Source organism: Marinicauda algicola (assembly GCF_017161425.1).
Lineage (GTDB): Bacteria > Pseudomonadota > Alphaproteobacteria > Caulobacterales > Maricaulaceae > Marinicauda > Marinicauda algicola.
Genome location: NZ_CP071057.1, coordinates 3,148,673 through 3,167,415 on the forward strand (window position 1 = coordinate 3,148,673; position 18,743 = coordinate 3,167,415).

14 protein-coding genes are annotated in these 18,743 nt (G+C 68.7%); 12 read left to right on the forward strand and 2 right to left on the reverse strand.

Annotated features, from left to right (window positions below; translation table 11 throughout):
* The first annotated feature begins 3 nt into the window (after positions 1-3).
* Complete coding sequence (locus JW792_RS15500; protein ID WP_135994901.1) at positions 4-792, forward strand: hypothetical protein; 789 nt, start codon at positions 4-6, stop codon at positions 790-792.
* Between the two features lie 64 nt (positions 793-856).
* On the forward strand, positions 857-1,057 hold the full coding sequence (locus JW792_RS15505) for a hypothetical protein (RefSeq protein ID WP_135994900.1): 201 nt from the start codon (positions 857-859) through the stop codon (positions 1,055-1,057).
* Positions 1,058-1,067: 10 nt separating this feature from the next.
* On the opposite strand, the gene JW792_RS15510 is transcribed toward JW792_RS15505, so the two are convergent.
* Together JW792_RS15510 and JW792_RS15515 are read right to left on the reverse strand one after the other, a co-directional pair.
* A complete protein-coding gene (locus JW792_RS15510; protein WP_135994899.1) occupies positions 1,068-1,505 on the reverse strand; it encodes a DUF6691 family protein in 438 nt (145 codons plus the stop codon).
* A gap of 11 nt (positions 1,506-1,516) precedes the next feature.
* On the reverse strand, positions 1,517-1,945 hold the full coding sequence (locus JW792_RS15515) for a YeeE/YedE family protein (RefSeq protein WP_135994898.1): 429 nt from the start codon (positions 1,943-1,945) through the stop codon (positions 1,517-1,519).
* A gap of 147 nt (positions 1,946-2,092) precedes the next feature.
* On the opposite strand from JW792_RS15515, the gene JW792_RS15520 reads away from it, so the two are divergent.
* From JW792_RS15520 to gspF, 10 genes are all read left to right on the forward strand, one after another.
* A complete protein-coding gene (locus JW792_RS15520; protein ID WP_135994897.1) occupies positions 2,093-2,449 on the forward strand; it encodes an ArsR/SmtB family transcription factor in 357 nt (118 codons plus the stop codon).
* Positions 2,446-3,315, forward strand: a complete 870-nt coding sequence (locus JW792_RS15525; protein WP_135994896.1) for an MBL fold metallo-hydrolase — start codon at positions 2,446-2,448, stop codon at positions 3,313-3,315. The genes JW792_RS15520 and JW792_RS15525 overlap by 4 nt, the downstream gene beginning before the upstream one ends.
* A 32-nt stretch (positions 3,316-3,347) precedes the next feature.
* On the forward strand, positions 3,348-5,090 hold the full coding sequence (locus JW792_RS15530; RefSeq protein ID WP_135994895.1) for a bifunctional protein tyrosine phosphatase family protein/NAD(P)/FAD-dependent oxidoreductase: 1,743 nt from the start codon (positions 3,348-3,350) through the stop codon (positions 5,088-5,090).
* Positions 5,091-5,136: 46 nt separating this feature from the next.
* Positions 5,137-6,921 (forward strand): SulP family inorganic anion transporter, encoded by a 1,785-nt coding sequence (locus tag JW792_RS15535; protein ID WP_135994894.1) that lies wholly within the window; start codon positions 5,137-5,139, stop codon positions 6,919-6,921.
* 363 nt (positions 6,922-7,284) lie between these two features.
* Positions 7,285-10,173 carry a hypothetical protein gene (locus tag JW792_RS15540; RefSeq protein ID WP_135994893.1) on the forward strand — a complete coding sequence of 963 codons (2,889 nt, stop codon included), beginning with the start codon at positions 7,285-7,287 and terminating at the stop codon, positions 10,171-10,173.
* A gap of 76 nt (positions 10,174-10,249) precedes the next feature.
* Entirely contained in the window at positions 10,250-12,952 is a 2,703-nt protein-coding gene (locus JW792_RS15545) for a TonB-dependent receptor domain-containing protein (RefSeq protein WP_135994892.1), read from the forward strand.
* Between the two features lie 148 nt (positions 12,953-13,100).
* Positions 13,101-13,997, forward strand: a complete 897-nt coding sequence (locus JW792_RS15550) for a type II secretion system protein N (protein ID WP_158291542.1) — start codon at positions 13,101-13,103, stop codon at positions 13,995-13,997.
* Positions 13,994-16,021 carry a type II secretion system secretin GspD gene (gene gspD / locus JW792_RS15555; RefSeq protein WP_135994890.1) on the forward strand — a complete coding sequence of 676 codons (2,028 nt, stop codon included), beginning with the start codon at positions 13,994-13,996 and terminating at the stop codon, positions 16,019-16,021. The genes JW792_RS15550 and gspD overlap by 4 nt, the downstream gene beginning before the upstream one ends.
* On the forward strand, positions 16,014-17,507 hold the full coding sequence (gene gspE / locus JW792_RS15560; RefSeq protein WP_135994889.1) for a type II secretion system ATPase GspE: 1,494 nt from the start codon (positions 16,014-16,016) through the stop codon (positions 17,505-17,507). Before gspD ends, gspE begins: the two co-directional genes overlap by 8 nt.
* Entirely contained in the window at positions 17,494-18,723 is a 1,230-nt protein-coding gene (gspF, locus tag JW792_RS15565; RefSeq protein ID WP_135994888.1) for a type II secretion system inner membrane protein GspF, read from the forward strand. Before gspE ends, gspF begins: the two co-directional genes overlap by 14 nt.
* The last annotated feature ends 20 nt before the right edge of the window (positions 18,724-18,743 follow it).

The following is an 18,743-nucleotide window of genomic DNA, read 5'->3' on the forward strand; positions in this document are numbered from 1 at the left end:
TCCATGCATCAGATCTTGACGGACGAGCTCGCCATGGAGGCCTCGCGCTGGTCGCATGTCCTCCATGTCGACCTGCCCGAGATCGCCGGGCGCGAGCGCCTGGTCGAGCATGTCGACCGCTATGTCCAGCTCTATCTGCAAGCCTTCCCGCCGCTCAAGGCGCGCCACGCGCGGCTGGGCCCCGCCGTGTTCGCGCTCGATGCCGAGGCGATGAGCGCGCCGGCGCTCGATGCGGTGCGCAGCGACCTCGCGAGCCGGATCTTCGCCGAGGAGGAGGCCTGGCGGGTACGAATCGAGCCCCAGCCCGGCGCGCATCAGGCTGCCTACGAGCCGTATCGCGAGCCCGGGACGCATGAACGCGCACGGGAGTCGGCCGGTCCGGCGCAGGAGAGCGGGGAGGGCGATGTCGCCTCCGAGCTTGCGCGCTTCCGCGAAGACATGCGCGCGATCGCCGGGACGCTGACGGGCCACGAGGCATTGCGCGAGAGCGTGGAGCGCTTTCGCGGCGAGATCGACGAGCTGTGCGAGGCCTTCTCCGAGCGCGTCACCCACGCCGCCCACGCCATCGAGCACGCCGCCCGGCGCGTCGAGGCGAGCGCGGCGATGATCCCCGATCCCGACCGGCTCGAACTCGTGCTGACCCGCAACGAGGCCTCAGCGGCAATCCTGGAGCGCGGCGTGCGCCAGTCGCTGAGCCTCCTCCTGCAGGCGGTGGAGACGATGGCGGAAAAGGGCGCGCTGCCCCGGCGCGACCGGCTCTCGGGGCCGGACGAGGAGCGCCGGGCCGGCTGACGGCTTGTTCATTACAGGATGTTAATGTTAAACTCTCCCGGCAATTGGCGCTGGGGAGGCGCATATGCGTTACGTCTTGATTCTAATGGGCGTGGCTGCCCTGGGCGTGGGCGCACTCGTCTGCCCGCAGGCGGTGCGCAGCGAGGTGATCGCGGCGGTCTCGCCCGATCCCGCGCTGTCCGCCGAGATCGATTCCGCGATCCAGAGCCTGATCGAGCAGCTCGACCGGATGAGTCCGGAATTCGCTCCCGGCGGACGGATCTGAGCCGGCCGCCTCAGGCGCGCCGGTTGCGCAGCAGGGGACCGGCCGTGCCCCAGCGGTAGAGCGCGATCGTTGCCAGCATGGCGGCGAGGAAGACGAACACCTGCGGCAGGGCGAGGCCGGCCGCGGTGATCGCCGGGCCCGGGCACAAGCCCGCCAGGCCCCAGCCGACGCCGAACAGCGCCGCGCCGCCCAGCAGGCGGGCGTCCAGGCGCGTCGCCGTCGGCAGCTGGAAGCGCATCTCGAAGACGGGCGCCTCCCGCCTGAGCACCAGGCGGTAGCCGATCGCGGTGACGGCGAGCGCGCTCGCCATCACCAGGGCGAGGCTCGGATCCCAGCTCCCCGCGAGATCGAGGAAGTTCAGCACCTTGGCCGGATTGATCATGCCGGAGACGGCAAGCCCCAGGCCGAACAGGAGGCCGGACAGGCCGGCCGACAGGATGGATCTCATGGCAGGGTTCCTCAGAAGACGTGGCGAACGACAAACACGGTCGCGAAGCCGGTGGTCATGAACACGGCCGTGGCCGCGATCGAGCGCGGCGACAGGCGCGACATGCCGCAGACACCGTGCCCGGACGTGCAGCCCGAGCCCAGCTGGGTGCCGAGCCCGACGAGCGCGCCGCCGGCGATCAGCAGGGCGGTGTTGACGGGAAACTCGACCGCCGGCGCCTCGCCCGCGGCGAGCGTGTAGACCAGCGGGGCGAGCACCAGCCCGGCAATGAAGGCGGCGCGCCAGCCCCGGTCGGGCGTGGCCGGCCCGATCAGTCCGCCGGCAATGCCGGAAATCCCGGCGATGCGGCCGTTCAGGGCCATCAGCAGGACCGAGGCGAGCCCGATCAGCGCGCCGCCGGCGAGCGCGCTCCAGGGCGTGAAGGGTGTGGCGTATTCCATCGCGACGCTCCGTTACTATGCGCCCATCCGCACATGTCGCGGATTGACACTTGTCATTTATCGAAAATGATATATATAGAGAAAGAACGCAAGAGGCAATGCCCGTCGCACCGCCTCGCCCGAACCTGATATGGATACCTGCCAGGCATGAAGCACGATCTCGATCTCAGCAAGGTACGCGAACGCGCCGAGGAGGTGTCGGGTCTTCTCAAGATCCTGTCCCATCCCAACCGGCTCCTGGTCGCGTGCGAACTGATGGACGGCGAGCGCTCGGTGTCGCAGATCGAGGCTGCGACCGGCGTCGCCCAGCCCAACCTCTCGCGCGACCTCGCGCGGCTGCGTGCCGAGGGTCTCGTCGTGACCCGGCGCCAGTCCAAGCAGATTTTCTATCGCCTGAAGGACTCCCGGATGGAGGCGCTGATGCGCGCCATGTGCGAGGCCTTCGGCCCGAAGCCCAAGGCGGCAGGCCCCAATGCCGCCGAGACCACGGAGACCCGAAAATGACCCGCAAGCCCGACGTCAGAATGTTCTTCGACGAGCCGACCAACACCTTCTCCTACGTCGTCTCCGACCCGGAGACGAAGAAGGCGGCGATCGTCGACTCGGTGCTCAATTACGACCCGAAATCGGGCCGCACCTCCAAGCAGAGCGCCGACGAGATCATCGCCTTCGTGAAGGATCAGGGCTTCGACGTGGAGTGGATCCTCGAGACCCATGTCCACGCCGACCACCTTTCGGCTGCGCCCTATCTGAAGGAGCAGCTCGGCGGCAAGCTCGCGATCGGATCCAACATCAAGGTCGTCCAGGACGTGTTCGGCAAGGTGTTCAACGCCGGCACCGAGTTCCGCCGCGACGGCTCGCAGTTCGATCATCTGTTCGAGGACGGCGAGACCTTCAGGCTCGGCGCGATCGAGGCGAAGGCCATCCACACGCCGGGCCACACCCCGGCCTGCATGACCTATGTCATCGGCGATGCCGGCTTCGTCGGCGACACGCTGTTCATGCCCGATTACGGCACGGCGCGCTGCGACTTCCCCGGCGGGGATGCGCGCACGCTCTACCGCTCGATCCAGAAGATCTTCGCCCTGCCCGAGGAGACGCGCCTGTTCATGTGCCACGACTACAAGGCGCCGGGGCGGGACTATTACGCCCACGAGACCACGGTCGGCGAGGAGAAGGCGCTCAACATCCACGTCCACCAGGGCGTGAGCGAGGACGCCTTCGTGAAGATGCGCACCGAGCGCGATGCGAAGCTGCAGATGCCGCAGCTGATCCTGCCGTCGGTCCAGGTCAACATGCGCGCCGGCCAGAAGCCGCCCGCCGAGGACAACGGCATCCATTATCTGAAGATCCCGCTCGACGCGCTGTAAGGCGCGGGGCGGCCTCCGGGGAGGTCACGGTCATGGAACTCAAGCCGATTTCGCCTTTCTTCACGGCGAGCCCGCAGATCTCCGTCGCCGATGTCGGCACTGCGGCGAGCCAGGGCTTCAAGGCGATCATCAACAACCGGCCCGACGGCGAGAGCGACGACCAGCCCTCGTCGCAGGAGATCGCGGCCGCAGCGGCGGCGCAGGGTCTCGATTACCGGCACATTCCCGTCGCCGGCGGACAGATCGGCGAGGCCGACATCGAGGCGATGGCCGACGCGCTCGACGCGCTCAACGGACCCGTGCTCGCCTATTGCCGGACCGGGACGCGCTCGGTGACCCTGTGGGCGCTCGTCGAGGCCCGTCACATGGACGCCGAAGCGCTGATCAGGGCCGCGGCGCGGGCCGGATACGACATATCCGGTCAGCGCGCGCGGCTCGCCGCGCGGCTGCGCACGCCGGCCAGGTCCGGCGAGGAGCCCGGCCGGCCCGGATCGGACGCGGCACGCTACGATGTCGTCGTCATCGGCGGCGGGGCGGGGGGAATCGCCGCCGCGGCGAGCCTCCTCAAGCGACGCCCCGGCACCTCCATCGCGCTCGTCGAGCCGAAGGAGGAGCACTACTACCAGCCCGGATGGACGCTGGTCGGCGGCGGGGTCTTCCGCCGCCAGGATACCGTAAGGCCCATGGCCCGGCTGATCCCGAAGGGCGTGAACTGGATCCGGGCCGCTGCGGCGAGCTTCGAGCCGGAACGCCAGTGCGTGGTTCTGGAGGACGGTACGCGGCTCGCCTACGGCGTGCTCGTCGCCGCGCCCGGGCTGAAGCTCGACTGGGACAAGGTCGACGGCCTTCGCGCGACGCTCGGACGCAACGGGGTGACCTCCAACTACCAGTTCGATCTCGCGCCCTATACCTGGGAGCTCGTGCGGGGGCTGAAGTCGGGCACCGCGATCTTCACCCAGCCGCCGATGCCGATCAAATGCGCCGGCGCGCCGCAGAAGGCGATGTATCTCGCCTGCGACGCATGGCGGCGTGCGGGCGTGCTGGAAAATGTCGATGTCGAGTTCCGCAATGCGGGAGGCGTGCTGTTCGGCGTCGCCGACTACGTTCCGGCCCTGATGGACTATGTCGAGCGCTACGGCATCGATCTCGCGCTCAGTTCCAACCTCGTGGCCATCGACGGCCCGAACAGGACCGCGACCTTCCGCGCGATGACCGGAGATCGCGAGGGCGAGCTGGTCGAGCGCAGGTTCGACATGATCCATGTCTGCCCGCCCCAGTGCGCGCCCGATTTCGTGCGGACCTCCCCGCTCGCGAACGATGCCGGCTGGATCGATGTCTCGCCCGAGACGCTCCAGCACACGCGCTACGGAAACGTCTTCGCGCTGGGCGACGCCTGTTCGGCGCCCAATGCCAAGACCGCTGCGGCCGTACGCGCACAGGCGCCGGTCGTGGCGGAGAACGCGATAGCCGTGCTCGAAGGGCGAAAGCCGCGCCGCGTCTATAACGGATACGGCTCCTGTCCGCTCACCGTGGAGCGGGGCAAGATCGTGCTCGCCGAGTTCGGCTATGGCGGCAAGCTGCTGCCCACATTCCCGCAGTGGCTCGTCGACGGCCGGCGTCCGACCCGTCTTGCCTGGATCCTGAAGGAGAAGATGCTGCCCTGGATCTATTTCGAGGCCCTGCTCAAGGGGCGCGAGTGGCTGATCCGGCCCGAGCGTCTCGCCCACAGCCCGGCCGGGTTCGAGGCGCAGGAGGCGCTGCCGACGGACCGCTGAGCCAATCTGCACCTTCCTTCCAGCCCCGAAAGGCTTCGAGACCGACGTGAAACCCGCCCGCTTTCTTCCGATCCTCGACTGGGGACGGCGCTACGACGCCTCGGCCCTGTCCAGCGACGCACTGGCCGCGGTGATCGTGACGATCATGCTGATCCCGCAATCGCTCGCCTACGCGCTGCTCGCCGGACTGCCGCCGCAGGCGGGCCTCTATGCGTCCATCGCGCCGCTCGTGGCCTATGCGCTGTTCGGAACCAGCACCGCGCTGGCGGTCGGCCCGGTCGCGGTCGTGTCCCTGCTCACCGCCGCCTCGGTGGGCCGGATCGCGGAAGCGGGCAGCACCGACTATGTCACCGCCGCGCTCACGCTCGCCTTCCTCTCGGGGGTCTTCCTGCTGATCCTCGGCGTGTTCCGGCTGGGATTCCTGGCGAACTTCCTGTCCCATCCGGTGATCTCCGGCTTCATCACCGCCTCGGGCCTGATCATCGCGGCCAGCCAGCTCGGCCACATCCTCGGCGTGGGCGCGCACGGCCACACCCTGGTCGAGATCCTGGTCTCCCTCGTGCCCGAAATCGGTGCGACGAACATGCCCACGCTCGCCATCGGGGCGGCCTCGCTCGCCTTCCTGTGGTGGGTGCGCGGGGGCCTCAAACCCCTGCTGCAGCGCCTGGGACTGCCCGCCGGCCCCGCCGGCATGATCGCCCGCGCCGGGCCGATCCTCGCGGTGGCGGTGTCCATCATCGCGGTCCGCGTCCTCGATCTCGGCGCGCGCGGCGTGGCGCTGGTCGGCGAGGTGCCCTCGGGCCTTCCCCCCTTCACCCTGCCGAGCGTCCAGCCCGATCTCATCGGCGCACTGGTCTCCTCGGCCGTGCTGATCTCCATCGTGGGTTTCGTGGAGTCGGTCTCGGTCGCGCGCACGCTCGCGGCGAAGAAGCGCGAGCGGATCGATCCCGACCAGGAACTCGTCGGCCTCGGCGCGGCCAACATCGCCGCCTCGTTCTCCGGCGGCTATCCGGTGACGGGCGGCTTCGCGCGCTCGGTGGTCAATTTCGACGCCGGCGCGCGCACGCCCGCGGCCGGCGCCTTCACCGCTGCGGGCATCGCGCTCGCCGCGCTCTTCCTCACCCCGCTGCTGGCCAGCCTGCCGACCGCGGTGCTCGCCGCGACCATCATCGTCGCCGTGCTGTCCCTGGTCGATCTCGGGGCGCTGGGACGGGCCTGGCGCTATTCCAGGGCGGACTTCGCGGCGATGGCGGCCACGCTCGTGCTGACGCTGGTCCTGGGCGTGGAGGCGGGAATCGCGGCCGGCGTGGCGCTGTCCCTCGCCCTGTTCCTCTACCGCACGAGCACGCCCCACAGCGCCGTCGTCGGGCAGGTGCCGGGCACGCAGCACTTCCGCAATGTCGACCGCCACGACGTGATCACCGCGCCGAACGTGCTGACCCTGCGCGTCGACGAGAGCCTGTACTTCGCCAATGCCGGCTATCTGGAAGACCGGATCCTCGGCCTCGTGGCGGAGAAGCCCGGGATCGAGCACGTCGTGCTGATGTGCCCGGCGGTCAACGCGATCGACCTGTCCGCGCTGGAGACCCTGGAAGCGGTCAACGAGGGCCTGCGCGAGGCCGGCATCGCGCTGCACCTGTCGGAGGTGAAGGGCCCGGTGATGGACCGGCTGAAGCGCAGCGCCTTCCTCGAAGCCCTGACCGGCGAGGTCTTCCTCAGCCAGTACGAGGCCTACGCCGCGCTTGCCCCGGAGACCGCGCGGGGCGCGCTCGAAGCGGCCCGTCCCGAGGTCTGCCCCAACGCGGAAAGCCGGGGACTGCACCCGCTGTAACGTCCGCCCCGTTCGCAGGCGCAAGATATACCGGCCCCGCCGCGGCCCGGCCCTACGGGTTGGGTCGGCCCGCGGCCTGTCATGGAAATTTCAAATTCGGATCGGTGTCCCCTTGTAATTCAGCCACACCGGTCGAGTTTCTTGATTCCACGTACAAATTCAGAGCCCGGCTGCGCCCGTTGCGGCGGCTTCCACGGCGCTGCAGCCGGAGCGGGCGCATGCGTCACATCCTCGTCACCGAATTGCGATGCCGGTGTTGCATTTCTCCTGTTCTTTCCCGGCAAGCGCGATCCGCGTCCGCCTCGGGACCGGGTGCGCGTTCGTGTTCCGAGTGTTGAGCCAAATTTCCTTTGGGGGATCCTGATGCCGACCCAGTCTCTGACCAAACTCCTGCTGGTAGGTGCCTCGTGCGCCGTCCTCGCCGCGTGCTCCGGCGCGTCCACGAGCTCGCCCGGCGAGCAGAACCAGGTTCCGCCTCCCCCGACGGGTGGCGGCGGCGGCGGTACGCAGTCGATCAACCTGATCCCGGCCGGCGGCTGCCCGGCGGGCAGCGCCTCGCAGACCACGACGGTCTCCTACAGCGGCGGTTCGGCCGACGTGACGGCCTGCCGCATCACCGGCAACCTGACGACCGACGTCACCGTCCCGGCGAACGAGACCTTCTTCATCTCCGGCGCCGTGTTCGTCGGCCAGGACGAGGGCGCGACCGCCTCGGCCGGTACGAGCTCGACGACGCAGGGCGCCCCGAGCGGCCCGACGCTGACCGTCCAGCCCGGCGCCACGCTCGTGGGTGAATCCGGCAACGACTACATCGTCGTCACCCGCGGCTCCTCGATCGACGCCCGCGGCACCGAGACCTCCCCGATCGTCATGACCTCGGCGCGCGACATCGTCGAGCAGCGCCTCGGCACCCCGCGCACCGGCGACTCCACCGCCCGCGGCGAGTGGGGCGGTCTCGTGATCAACGGCCGCGCCCCGATCAATGCCTGTATCGACGGCAGCGCCACCGGCGGCACCGCCGACTGCCAGAAGTCGGGCGAAGGCTCCTCCGGCCTGTTCGGCGGCGGCACGCCCGACGACAATTCCGGCTGGCTGGAATACGTCGTCGTCAAGTATGCCGGCTTCCGCGTGAACAACGCCGACGAGCTGAACGGCATCGCCTTCCAGGGCGTGGGTTCGGACACCACCGTCAACCACGTCCAGGTCCACAACAATGCCGACGACGGCATCGAGTTCTTCGGCGGCACGGTCAGCGTCCGCAATATCGTGCTGACCGGCATCGCCGACGACTCCATGGACTACACCGACGGCTGGACCGGCAACGCCCAGTTCGTGCTCGTCAAGCACACCGACGACTCCGACCAGGGCTTCGAGTTCGACAATAACGGCGACGCGAACGACGCCCTGCCGCGCTCGAACCCGACGATCTCCAACTACACCCTCGTCGGCAATCCGACCTCGACGGCCTCCGACACCGGCATGCTGCTGCGCGAAGGCACCGCCGGGACCTTCGTCAACGGCATCGTCGTCGACTTCGAGGGCGACTGCCTCGATGTCGACCAGCAGGCGACCTTCGACCAGGCCAGCGCCGGCGATCTCGTCGTGGCCTCGAACTTCTACGACTGCACGCCCGACTTCTCCGACGATGACGACGGCTTCTCCGAAGAGGCCTTCTTCAACGGCAACGGGTTCGCGCAGAACACCAACAACGTCGCCGGCAACAGCTCGCTCGCCCAGACCTTCTTCCCGGGCCCGAACGAGCTGGCGGTGACCGAGGTCGATCCGACCACGCTCGGCAGCTTCTTCCAGCCGGCCGACTATATCGGTGCCTTCTCCCCGGCCGAGACGCAGGCCTCCAACTGGGCCGCGGGCTGGACCTTCGCCCTGTTCCCGGCTCCGAGCTGCCCGACCGGCACGACGGCGACCGGCGAGACGATCGCGGGCACCGAGGTCTGCCGCCTGACCGGTACGCTGCTTGACGACACCACGCTGACCGGCGGCTTCTACTACGAACTCGTCGGCGCGGTCTTCGTCGGCCGCGACGCCGGCGCCGATCCGGCCAACCCGTCGGCCGACGCCCGCGAGGTCACGCTGACGATCGAGCCGGGCGCGACCGTGTTCGGGTCCTCGGGCAACGACTATCTGGTCATCACCCGCGGCTCGAAGATCGAGTCCAACGGCACGCCGAACCGTCCGGTCGTCCTGACCTCGCGCGCCGACCTGGAAGGCACCCAGCCCGATCCCAACACCGCCCGCGGCGAATGGGGTGGCCTGGTGATCAATGGCCGCGCGCCGATCAACGCCTGCATCGACGGCACGGCCACCGGCGGATCGGTCGACTGCCAGAAGTCCGGCGAAGGCTCCTCGGGCCTGTTCGGCGGCGCTTCGGCGGACGACGACTCCGGCGCCCTGAACTACACCCGCGTCCAGTACGCCGGCTTCCGCGTCAACAATGCCGACGAACTCAACGGCATCGCCTTCCAGGGCGTGGGCAGCGGCACCGAGGTGAACTTCGTGCAGGTCCACAACAATGCGGACGACGGCGTCGAGTTCTTCGGCGGCACGGTCAATGCCAAGCACCTGGTGCTCACCGGCATCGCCGACGACTCCATGGACTACACCGACGGCTGGACCGGCAAGGTGCAGTACGTGATCGTCCAGCACGCCACCGACGACTCCGACCAGGGCTTCGAGTTCGACAACAACGGGGACGCGAACGACGCCCTGCCGCGTTCGAACCCGACGATCTCGAACTTCACCCTGATCGGCCAGCGCGGCTCCTCGGCTTCCGACTCCGGCATGCTGCTGCGCGAAGGCACGGCGGGCACGCTGATCAACGGCATTGTCGTCGACTTCAACGCCGACTGCCTGGACGTCGACCAGAGCGCGACCTTCGACGAAGCCAGCCAGGGCGATCTCAGGCTGTCCTCGACCTTCTTCGACTGCCCGACGAACTTCTCCACCGACTCCGACGGGTTCAGCGAAGAGGACTTCTTCAACGGCGTCTCGCCCTACACCCAGAACACCGACAACACGACGGGTACGACCTCGCTCGCCGGGTTCTCCTTCATCACCGACATGTCGGCGAACAACGCCAAGGGCGTGGTTCCCGGCGCCGCCGGCCCGGAGAGCGGCGTGACGCCGATCGACCCGTCCACGATCGATCCCTTCTTCGACAGCGTCGACTATATCGGCGCGGTCGAGGACGCGAACGACACCTGGTACCAGGGCTGGACGCTCCAGCAGCAGTAAGGGCGCGCCGGGTCCGGCGGATCACCCGCCGGACCCTCGCACTCGCGTTAGCGATGCCAATGAATTGGGGAACATCATGAAAGCGAACCGCATCGCGCTCTCGGCGGCCCTGCTGGCTACGACCTCACTGGTCCCGGTCAGCGCCGCATGGGCGCAGGACGCCGAACAAGGCGCCCAGGAACCGAGCGACGTCATCACCGTACGCTACCAATATGTCCCGGAAGAGAAGCGGGTGACCTCGGAAGTCTCCAGCGTCGTCGACGCCGGCGACATCCAGATCACCGGGGACTCCGACATCGCCTCGGCGCTCGGCCGGGTGACGGGCCTGTCCATCTCCGAAGGGCGTTTCGTGGTCGTGCGCGGCCTGAACGAACGCTACTCCAACACGCTGATCAACGGCTCGCCGCTGGCGAGTCCGGAACCGTTCCGGCGCGCCGTGCCGCTGGACCTCTTCCCGACGAGCCTGATCAGCAACATTCTCGTGCAGAAGACCTATTCGCCGCAGTTCCCCGGTGAATTCGGCGGCGGCGTGGTCGAGATCGACACGGCGGCGCTGCCCGAGGAAGGGTTCGTCGAGATCGGCCTCAGCTCCGCCATCGACTCCTCGACGACCTTCCAGGACGGCCTGACCTATGACGGCGGGGAGCATGACTGGCTGGGCTATGACGACGGCACCCGCCAGTGGCCGGAAGGGTTCAAGAATCTCTTCGAAACCTCGGAGGTCGGCCCGTCCGAGCAGGATCCGACGACGCTTGCCGAACTCGGCCGCGCATTCGAGAATTCCGGACTCTGGCTCGTCCAGCGCGACGACCTGACCCCGGCGGATGCCGGCGTCGATCTCACGCTCGGCGACCGCTACGACTTCGACGGCTTCTCGATCGGGGTCCTGGCCGCTGTCGGCTACGACAACAGCTGGTCCACCCAGGTGGGCCGCCGCGGCAAGGCCCGGGTGACGGGCGATCAGCTCAGCCTCAGCCGGGACTTCCACCGGATGGGGACGACCAACACGATCGAATCCAACGGTCTGTTGAATGTCGGTCTCGAAACCGGCGACCACTCGGTTCAGGCGCTGGCGCTCGTCCTGCGCTCGACCGAGAAGGAAACCAACCGCCTGCTCGGCTTCGACAGTGACCTCGATGCCCTCGTGCGCAACGACCGCACGGCCTGGTACGAGCGTCAGGTCTACACCTACCAGGTGTCGGGCGAGCACACCTTCGATGTCGGCGAGGGCCTTGGCATCGACTGGCGCTGGTCGACGGCCGACGCATCGCGCTGGGCTCCCAACCAGCGGGAAGCCTTCTACGAGTGGGACGGGCCGGCGACCGAGCGCGAGGCCGTCGGGGAGACCTACGGCCTGCTCGAGTTCGAACCGTTCAACGACGACTTCCTCCTGCGCAACTCCGGCGACGGTAACCGCATCTCCTTCTCGCGCGTGGACGAGACCACCGACGAGTACGGGGCGGACGTCACCCTTCCGGTCATGCTGTTCGGCATCGACTGGGAGTGGATGGCCGGCTTTGCCCATCTCGAGCGCGAGCGGAAGGCCTACAACCGGGAATTCCGCTTCACCGGCACGATCCCGGCGGACCTGCGCGGCAGCCGGATCGACTACATCTTCGCCGACCAGAACATCCTCGACACCCGGTTCCGTCTTCAGGAAACCGGCGGGGTGCTCACGCCGGAGGCCTATCGCGGCAATCTCGAGGTGGAATCCTACTACGTCTCGACCGACGCCCAGCTCACGCCCTTCCTGCGGGCCGCGCTCGGCGCCCGCTTCGAGGACGGCGAGCAGACGCTCGACACGTTCGGCTTCCCGGCCGAGAACCCGGCCGATGTCGGCGACAACGAGGGCTTCATCTCGGAAGACTACGTGCTCCCGGCGGCGACCATCACCTGGACCTTCGCCGAGAACATGCAGCTGCGCGTCGGCTATTCGGAAACGATCATCCGGCCCCAGTTCCGCGAACTCGGCTTCACCCTGTTCTTCGATCCCGACGTCGACGAACTGTTCCGCGGCAACCCGTTCCTGGTGAACTCGGAGCTGCAGAACTACGACGCCCGCTTCGAGTGGTATTTCGGCCGCGACCAGTTCTTCACCGCCGGCGTGTTCTACAAGACGATCGAGAACCCGATCGTGGAATACATCCTGCCGGACGGCGAGAACCTGTCGACCTCGTTCGTCAACGCGCCGGAAGCCACGCTCACCGGCTTCGAGCTCGAGTTCGAGAAGCGCTTCGACTTCTCCGACCGGTTCGAGGGCGAGTTCTGGCAGAATGCCGAGTTCTTCGTGAAGTCGAACTACACCTATATCGACTCCGAGATGTCGGCGGGCGCGAACGATACGGTCATCGTCGCCGAACCCGGTGCCGGTGCCGATCCGCAGGCCTCGGTGGGTCCGGCTGCGGGCTTCATCAACGACGGCGAGCCGCTGCAGGGTCAGTCCGAGCACCTGGCCAACCTCCAGGTGGGCTGGGAAGACAACGCAGCGAACACCCGCACGGCGCTGCTGGTGAACTACACCGGCGAACGCAGCCGGGCGCTCGCCAACGTCGCGGTCGGCCTGCCGGCGGTGATCGAGGAGCCCCCGCTCCTGGTCGACCTGGTGCACAGCCGCTCGATCGATCTGGAAGACGGCAACACGTTCGATGTGCGCTTCGCGGTCCGCAACATCCTGGGTGAGGACTATGTCGCCACCCAGTCGGCCGCCGGCTCGTCGATCGTCGTCGACAGCTACGAGGTCGGAACGACCTTCTCGATCAACCTGTCGCGCACGTTCTAGGACACGCGCGACCGGTCCTGCAGAACACGGCGGGCGGGCCTCCATTCGGAGGTCCGCCCTTCGTGCTCGGAAAAACAGGGAGGTTTCCCTGGGGCAAACCGGAAGCCCCGCTTTCCTTGATGCAGGCAGAGCGGGTAAGGAAGAGGGCATGAACGCGGTGGAGAGTATGGGGCAGGCAGGCACAGCCGGGCGAACGCCCGCCCGGATCGGGCGTGCGCGTCTCGCCGCCGGTACCGCCGAGATCGCGCTCGCCGCGCTGATCGCCCTGCTGCTCGCCCGCGCCCTCTGGTTCGTCGTCTACGGCGCCGATGCCGTGCGGATCGATCTCGACCTTGCCGGCCCGGCGCCCGCCGAGCGGGCGGGTGAGAGCGGGGCGGATCTGTCGATCCTGTCGGAGGGGGTCCTGTTCGCGGCGCGCGCGACGCCGGACGCGGGCGAGGCGGTCGCCGACGCCCCCGAGACCCAGCTCGATCTCACACTTCGCGGCGTGCGCCGGGGCAGCGACCCGCAATCGGGAACCGCCGTCGTCCAGAGCCCGGAACTCGGCCAGCGCACGCTGCCCGTGGGCGCGGAGATCGCGCCCGGCGTGGTGCTGGAGGCGGTCTATTCCGACCGGGTCATCATCAACCGGCGCGGCGTGCGCGAGAGCCTCCTGCTGCGCGAGGACGCCCGGGCGCGCACCAGCCTCCTGCGCCCGGCCGGCGAGGACGCGCCGGAGGCGGTGGAGACGACGGTCACGCCGCCTCCTGCCTCGCCCGGAGCGGCGCGCCTGACCGAGGCCGACTGGGTGCGCGGCCTGCGCCTGGAGCGCGCCGAGACGGCCGGGGAAGCCGTCGGCTATGGCGTTCTGGACACCAGCGACCCCGTCCTTCTCGACACCGTCGGCCTGCAGGCCGGCGACATCATCACGCACGTCAACGGCCGGGCGCTGACCGGCTCCGTGAACACCCTGGAAGTGCTGGAGGAACTCGCCGAGTCCTCCCGCGCCAGCTTCGTCGTCCTGCGTGGCGGCGAGGCCCGGACAATCGAGGTCAATCTGCGATGAGAACCGCCCTTGCCTGCCGCGCCGTCGCCGCGCTGCTTCTCGGAACCGCGATCGCGGCCGGCGGACCGCCGGTCCCGGCCGGCTCCGTCGCCCATGCCCAGCAGCACACGCTGAATTTCCGCAACGCGGAAATCCAGGCGTTCATCGACGATGTCTCTATCGTCACCGGCTACACCTTCATCGTCGATCCGGAGGTGCGCGGCCAGGTGACGATCACCTCGCAGACCCCGCTCACCGAGGCGGAGGTGTTCCAGGTCTTCCTCGCCACCCTGCGCACGCACGGCTATGCGGCGGTGCGCACCGGGCCGGGCGTCTACCAGATCCTGCCCGAGACCGAGGGGGCGCGCGCCGGCGCGCCCGCGCGCGGCGAACGCGACGGCGATGTCTTCCTCACCTCGGTCGTGCGCCTGCACAATGTCAGCGCCCGCGAAGCGATCCGATCGGTGGGGCCGCTCGTCAGCCAGTCCGGCGCGGTCAATGCCTCCGATGCCGGCAATCTCGTCGTCATCGTCGACTATGCCTCCAACGTGCAGGCGATCGAGGACGTGCTGCGCAGCATGGACCGCGACACCTCGGTCGTGGAGATGATCACCCTGGAGAACATCGCCGCCGACGAGATGGCCGGAATTCTCGACCGGCTGCGCGAGGGCATGCTCGCCGGCGAGGACGAGACGCGCTTCTCGGTCTCGATCGCGGCGGTTCCGGCCTCGAACTCGCTGCTGCTGCGCGGTCAGCCGGACGCGGTCGCCGAGATGATCGGCCTCGCCCGGCGCGTGGATGCCGTCAGCCGCTCCAGCCAGACCTTCCGCGTGGTCTATCTCAGTCATGCCGACGGGGCGCAGCTCCTGCCGATCCTGGAACAGTTCGCCGCCACGCTCGACCCGGCGGGCGGCACGCCCGGCGCCGGGCAGGCCGGGACCTCCATCGCCTTCCACCGCGCCACCAACGCGATCATCATCAACGGCGATCCCGACACGCTGCGCGAGCTCGACCTGGTCATCCGCCAGCTCGACATCCGGCGCCCGCAGGTCGTGATCGAGGCGATCATCGTGGAAATCTCCGACACCGCCGCGCGCGATCTCGGCGTCCAGTACCTGCTGGCGGGCGACGGCGACGACGCGGTGCCCTTCTCCTACTCGCGCTTTGGCGGCAACAACGTCGACCTGCTCTCGCTGACCGGCGCGCTGACGAGTTCCGGCGGCCTGCTGGACGAGGACGGGACCGCCGATACCGGCTCGGCCGCCCAGCTGCGACAGGCCGCCATCGCCTCCCTGCTCGGCAGCCGCGGCGGTCTGCTCGGCGTCGGCGGCCAGACCGATGACGGCACGCTGTTCGGCCTGATCCTCAACGCGCTGGAGACCGACAGCGATTCCAACGTGCTCTCCAAGCCCTCGGTGACCGTGCTCGACAACGAGGAGGCCTCCATCCTCGTCGGCCAGGAGATTCCGATCACCACCGGCGAGGCGCTCGGCGCGAACAACACCAACCCGTTCCGCCAGATCGAGCGCCAGGATGTGGGCGTCCAGCTCGATGTCACCCCGCAGATCAACGAGGGCGACACGATCCGCCTAACCATCCGCCAGGAGGTCTCCTCCATCGCCGGGCCGGTCAGCGCGAACTTCCAGGAGCTGATCACCAACCAGCGCGAGATCACCACCACGGTCCTCGCAGATGACGGCGAGATCATCGTCTTGGGCGGCCTGATAGAGAGCGACCAGCAGTATCGGGACGACCAGGTGCCGCTGCTGGGCGACATCCCCGTCGCCGGCCGGCTGTTCCGCAACGAGAGCAACAGCGAACGCCGGCGCAACCTCATGGTGTTCATTCGTCCCCAGATCATCCGCTCGGCCGAGGACATGCGCCAGGTGACCCGGCAGAACTACGGTTCGATGACCGCCGCGCAGCGCCGGGCCACGCGCGGCAACGGCTCGAGCCTGGAAGACATCGTCGACATGATGCTGGACGGGCAGGATCCGTTCGATCGCCCGCTTCCCGAGACCGGCGAGACCGCCCCGAATGAATGAGCGTACGCCCATCGCCTACAGCTTCGCGAAGGAGCGCGGGATTGCGCTGCAGCCCGGCGAGCGGCCCGTCTTCGTGATGCGCGAGGGCGCCGACCCGCTCGCGCTCGTGGAGGCGCGCAGGGTGGCCGGCGGTGGCTTCCCGCTCGAGCTGCGCGACGCGAAGAGCTATGACAGGGCGCTGTCCGAACTCTACTCCTTCGACGGGCTCGGTGCCGGTCTGGAAGAGGCCGGCGAGCAGGATGGAACGGGAGAGAGCCTGTCGCGGCTCATCGACGAGATCCCCAAGACCGAGGACCTGCTCGACAGCGCATCGGACGCGCCGATCATCCGCCTGATCAACGGCCTCATCGCCGAGGCGGTGCGGCTTTCGGCCTCCGACATCCATGTCGAGCCCTTCGAGGACCGGGTCTCGGTGCGCTTCCGCGTCGACGGCGTGCTGCAGGAAACGGTCTCCCTGTCGCCGCGCGTCGCCCCGCCGCTGGTGAGCCGCATCAAGGTCATGGCCCGCCTCGACATCGCCGAAAAGCGCATCCCGCAGGACGGGCGCCTGACCCTGACGCTTGGCGGCAAGGGCATCGACGTGCGCGTCTCGACGCTTCCTTCGCGCTACGGCGAGCGGGTCGTGCTGCGCCTGCTCGACAAGGAAAGCGCGCGCTTCTCGCTCGACCAGCTGGGCATGGCTCCGCAGGCGCTCGCCGATTTCAGGAAGGCTATCTCCCAGCCGAACGGCATCGTGCTCGTGACCGGCCCCACGGGTGCGGGCAAGACGACGACGCTCTATGCCGGGCTGAACCTTCTCAACGACCAGACGCGCAACATCCTCACCGTGGAGGACCCGGTCGAGTACGCGGTGCCCGGCGTCGGCCAGACGCAGGTCAACACCAAGGTCGGCATGACCTTCGCGGCGGGGCTTCGCGCCATCCTGCGCCAGGACCCGGACGTGGTCATGGTCGGGGAGATCCGCGACCGCGAGACCGCCGAGATCGCGGTGCAGGCCTCGCTCACCGGCCATCTCGTGCTGTCGACCGTGCACACCAATTCGGCCGTCGCCGCGATCGCGCGCCTGCGCGACATGGGCGTGGAGAGCTATCTGCTGGCCTCGACCCTCTCGGCCATCGTCGCGCAGCGCCTGGTCCGCAAGCTCTGCGATCACTGCAAGCAGCCCCACGAGGCCGACGAGGCCGAGCGCGAGCTGCTGGGCCTCGCCGCGGGCCAGTCCGCGATACTCCACCGGCCCGTGGGCTGCGACTCCTGCAAGGGTCTCGGATTTTCCGGCCGGCGGGGCGTGTACGAGGTGGCCGTGGTCGACGAGGGGCTGCGCACGCTGATCCACGACGATGCGCGCGAGACAGATCTCGCCCGCCATGCGTTCAAGACGCGCGACACGCTCTACGAGGCCGGCATCGCGCTGGCGCTCGAGGGTGTGACGAGCCTTGCCGAAGTGTTGCGGGTCTGCCGCGAGGAGGGCGAGCGTGCCGGCGTTTGAGTACGAGGCCCTCGACCCGGCCGGCAAGCGCACGAAGGGATTGCTTTCGGCCGACAGCGAGCTTGCCGCCCGGCGCGAGCTGCGCCGCCGGCGCATGGCGCCCCTGAAGCTGCACCGCGCTGGCGAGAAGCCCGCCACGGCCGGGGTCGCCCTGCCGCGGCTCTTCGCCCCTGCGGGCCTCAAGCCCGCCGACCTGATGAGCGTCACGCGGCAGCTCTCGACCCTCATCGGAGCGGGCATGCCGGTGGAGGAGGCCGTCGGCCTCATCGCCAACCAGGCCGAGAAGACCCCGGTGCGGCGCATCCTGATGACGGTGCGCGGGCGCGTCACCGAGGGCGAGCGCCTGTCCGACGCCATGGCCGAGCATGCCTCCAGCTTCCCGCCGGTCTACCGCGCGATGGTGGCGGCCGGGGAGGGTTCCGGCGGGCTTTCCCAGGTGCTCGACCGGCTCGCCGACTATCTGGAGAAGTCCGAGGCGCTGAAGCGGCGCATCGGCGTGGCGATGATCTATCCGAGCGTGCTCGGCGTGCTCGCCCTCGTCGTGGTCGGCGTGCTGATGGTCTTCATCGTGCCGCGCATCGCCGAACAGTTCACCAGCCTGGACGTCACCCTGCCGCTGATCACGCGCGCCATGATCGCGCTGTCGGAATTCCTGCAGGCCGGCTGGCTCTGGATCGCCCTCGCACTCTTCGCTCTCGTCCTCGCCGCCAGTGTCCTGAGCCAGCGACCCGGCGTGAAGCGGGCGGTTGACGGACTCGTCCTCTCCCTGCCCTGGCTCGGCAATTTCGTGCGCCGGATCGAGAGCGCGCGGTTTGCCCGAACGATGTCGATCCTGATCGCCTCCGGGGCGGTGCTGCCGGACGCGCTGCGCGCCGCGCGCCGCGCCAGCGCCAACGCGCATTTCCAGGACCGGATCGCACGGGTCATCGAGGCGGTGGAGCAGGGCTCGGGCCTGTCCGACGCGCTGCGGTCCACGCAATGGTTTCCGCCACTTATGGTGTATATGATCGCGTCCGGTGAACGCTCGGGGCGGCTCGACGACATGTTCGCGCGTGCCGCCGAGCATCTCGAGGCGGAGGTGGACGGCGCGGTCAGCGTCGGGCTGAGCCTGCTCGAGCCGGGCATCATCATCGTCATGGGCGGGCTGGTGGCCGTGATCGTGCTCTCGATTCTCCTGCCCATACTGCGTCTGAATACCCTGGCCATGGGCGGATAGCCCGGGCCGTACTGCCAGAG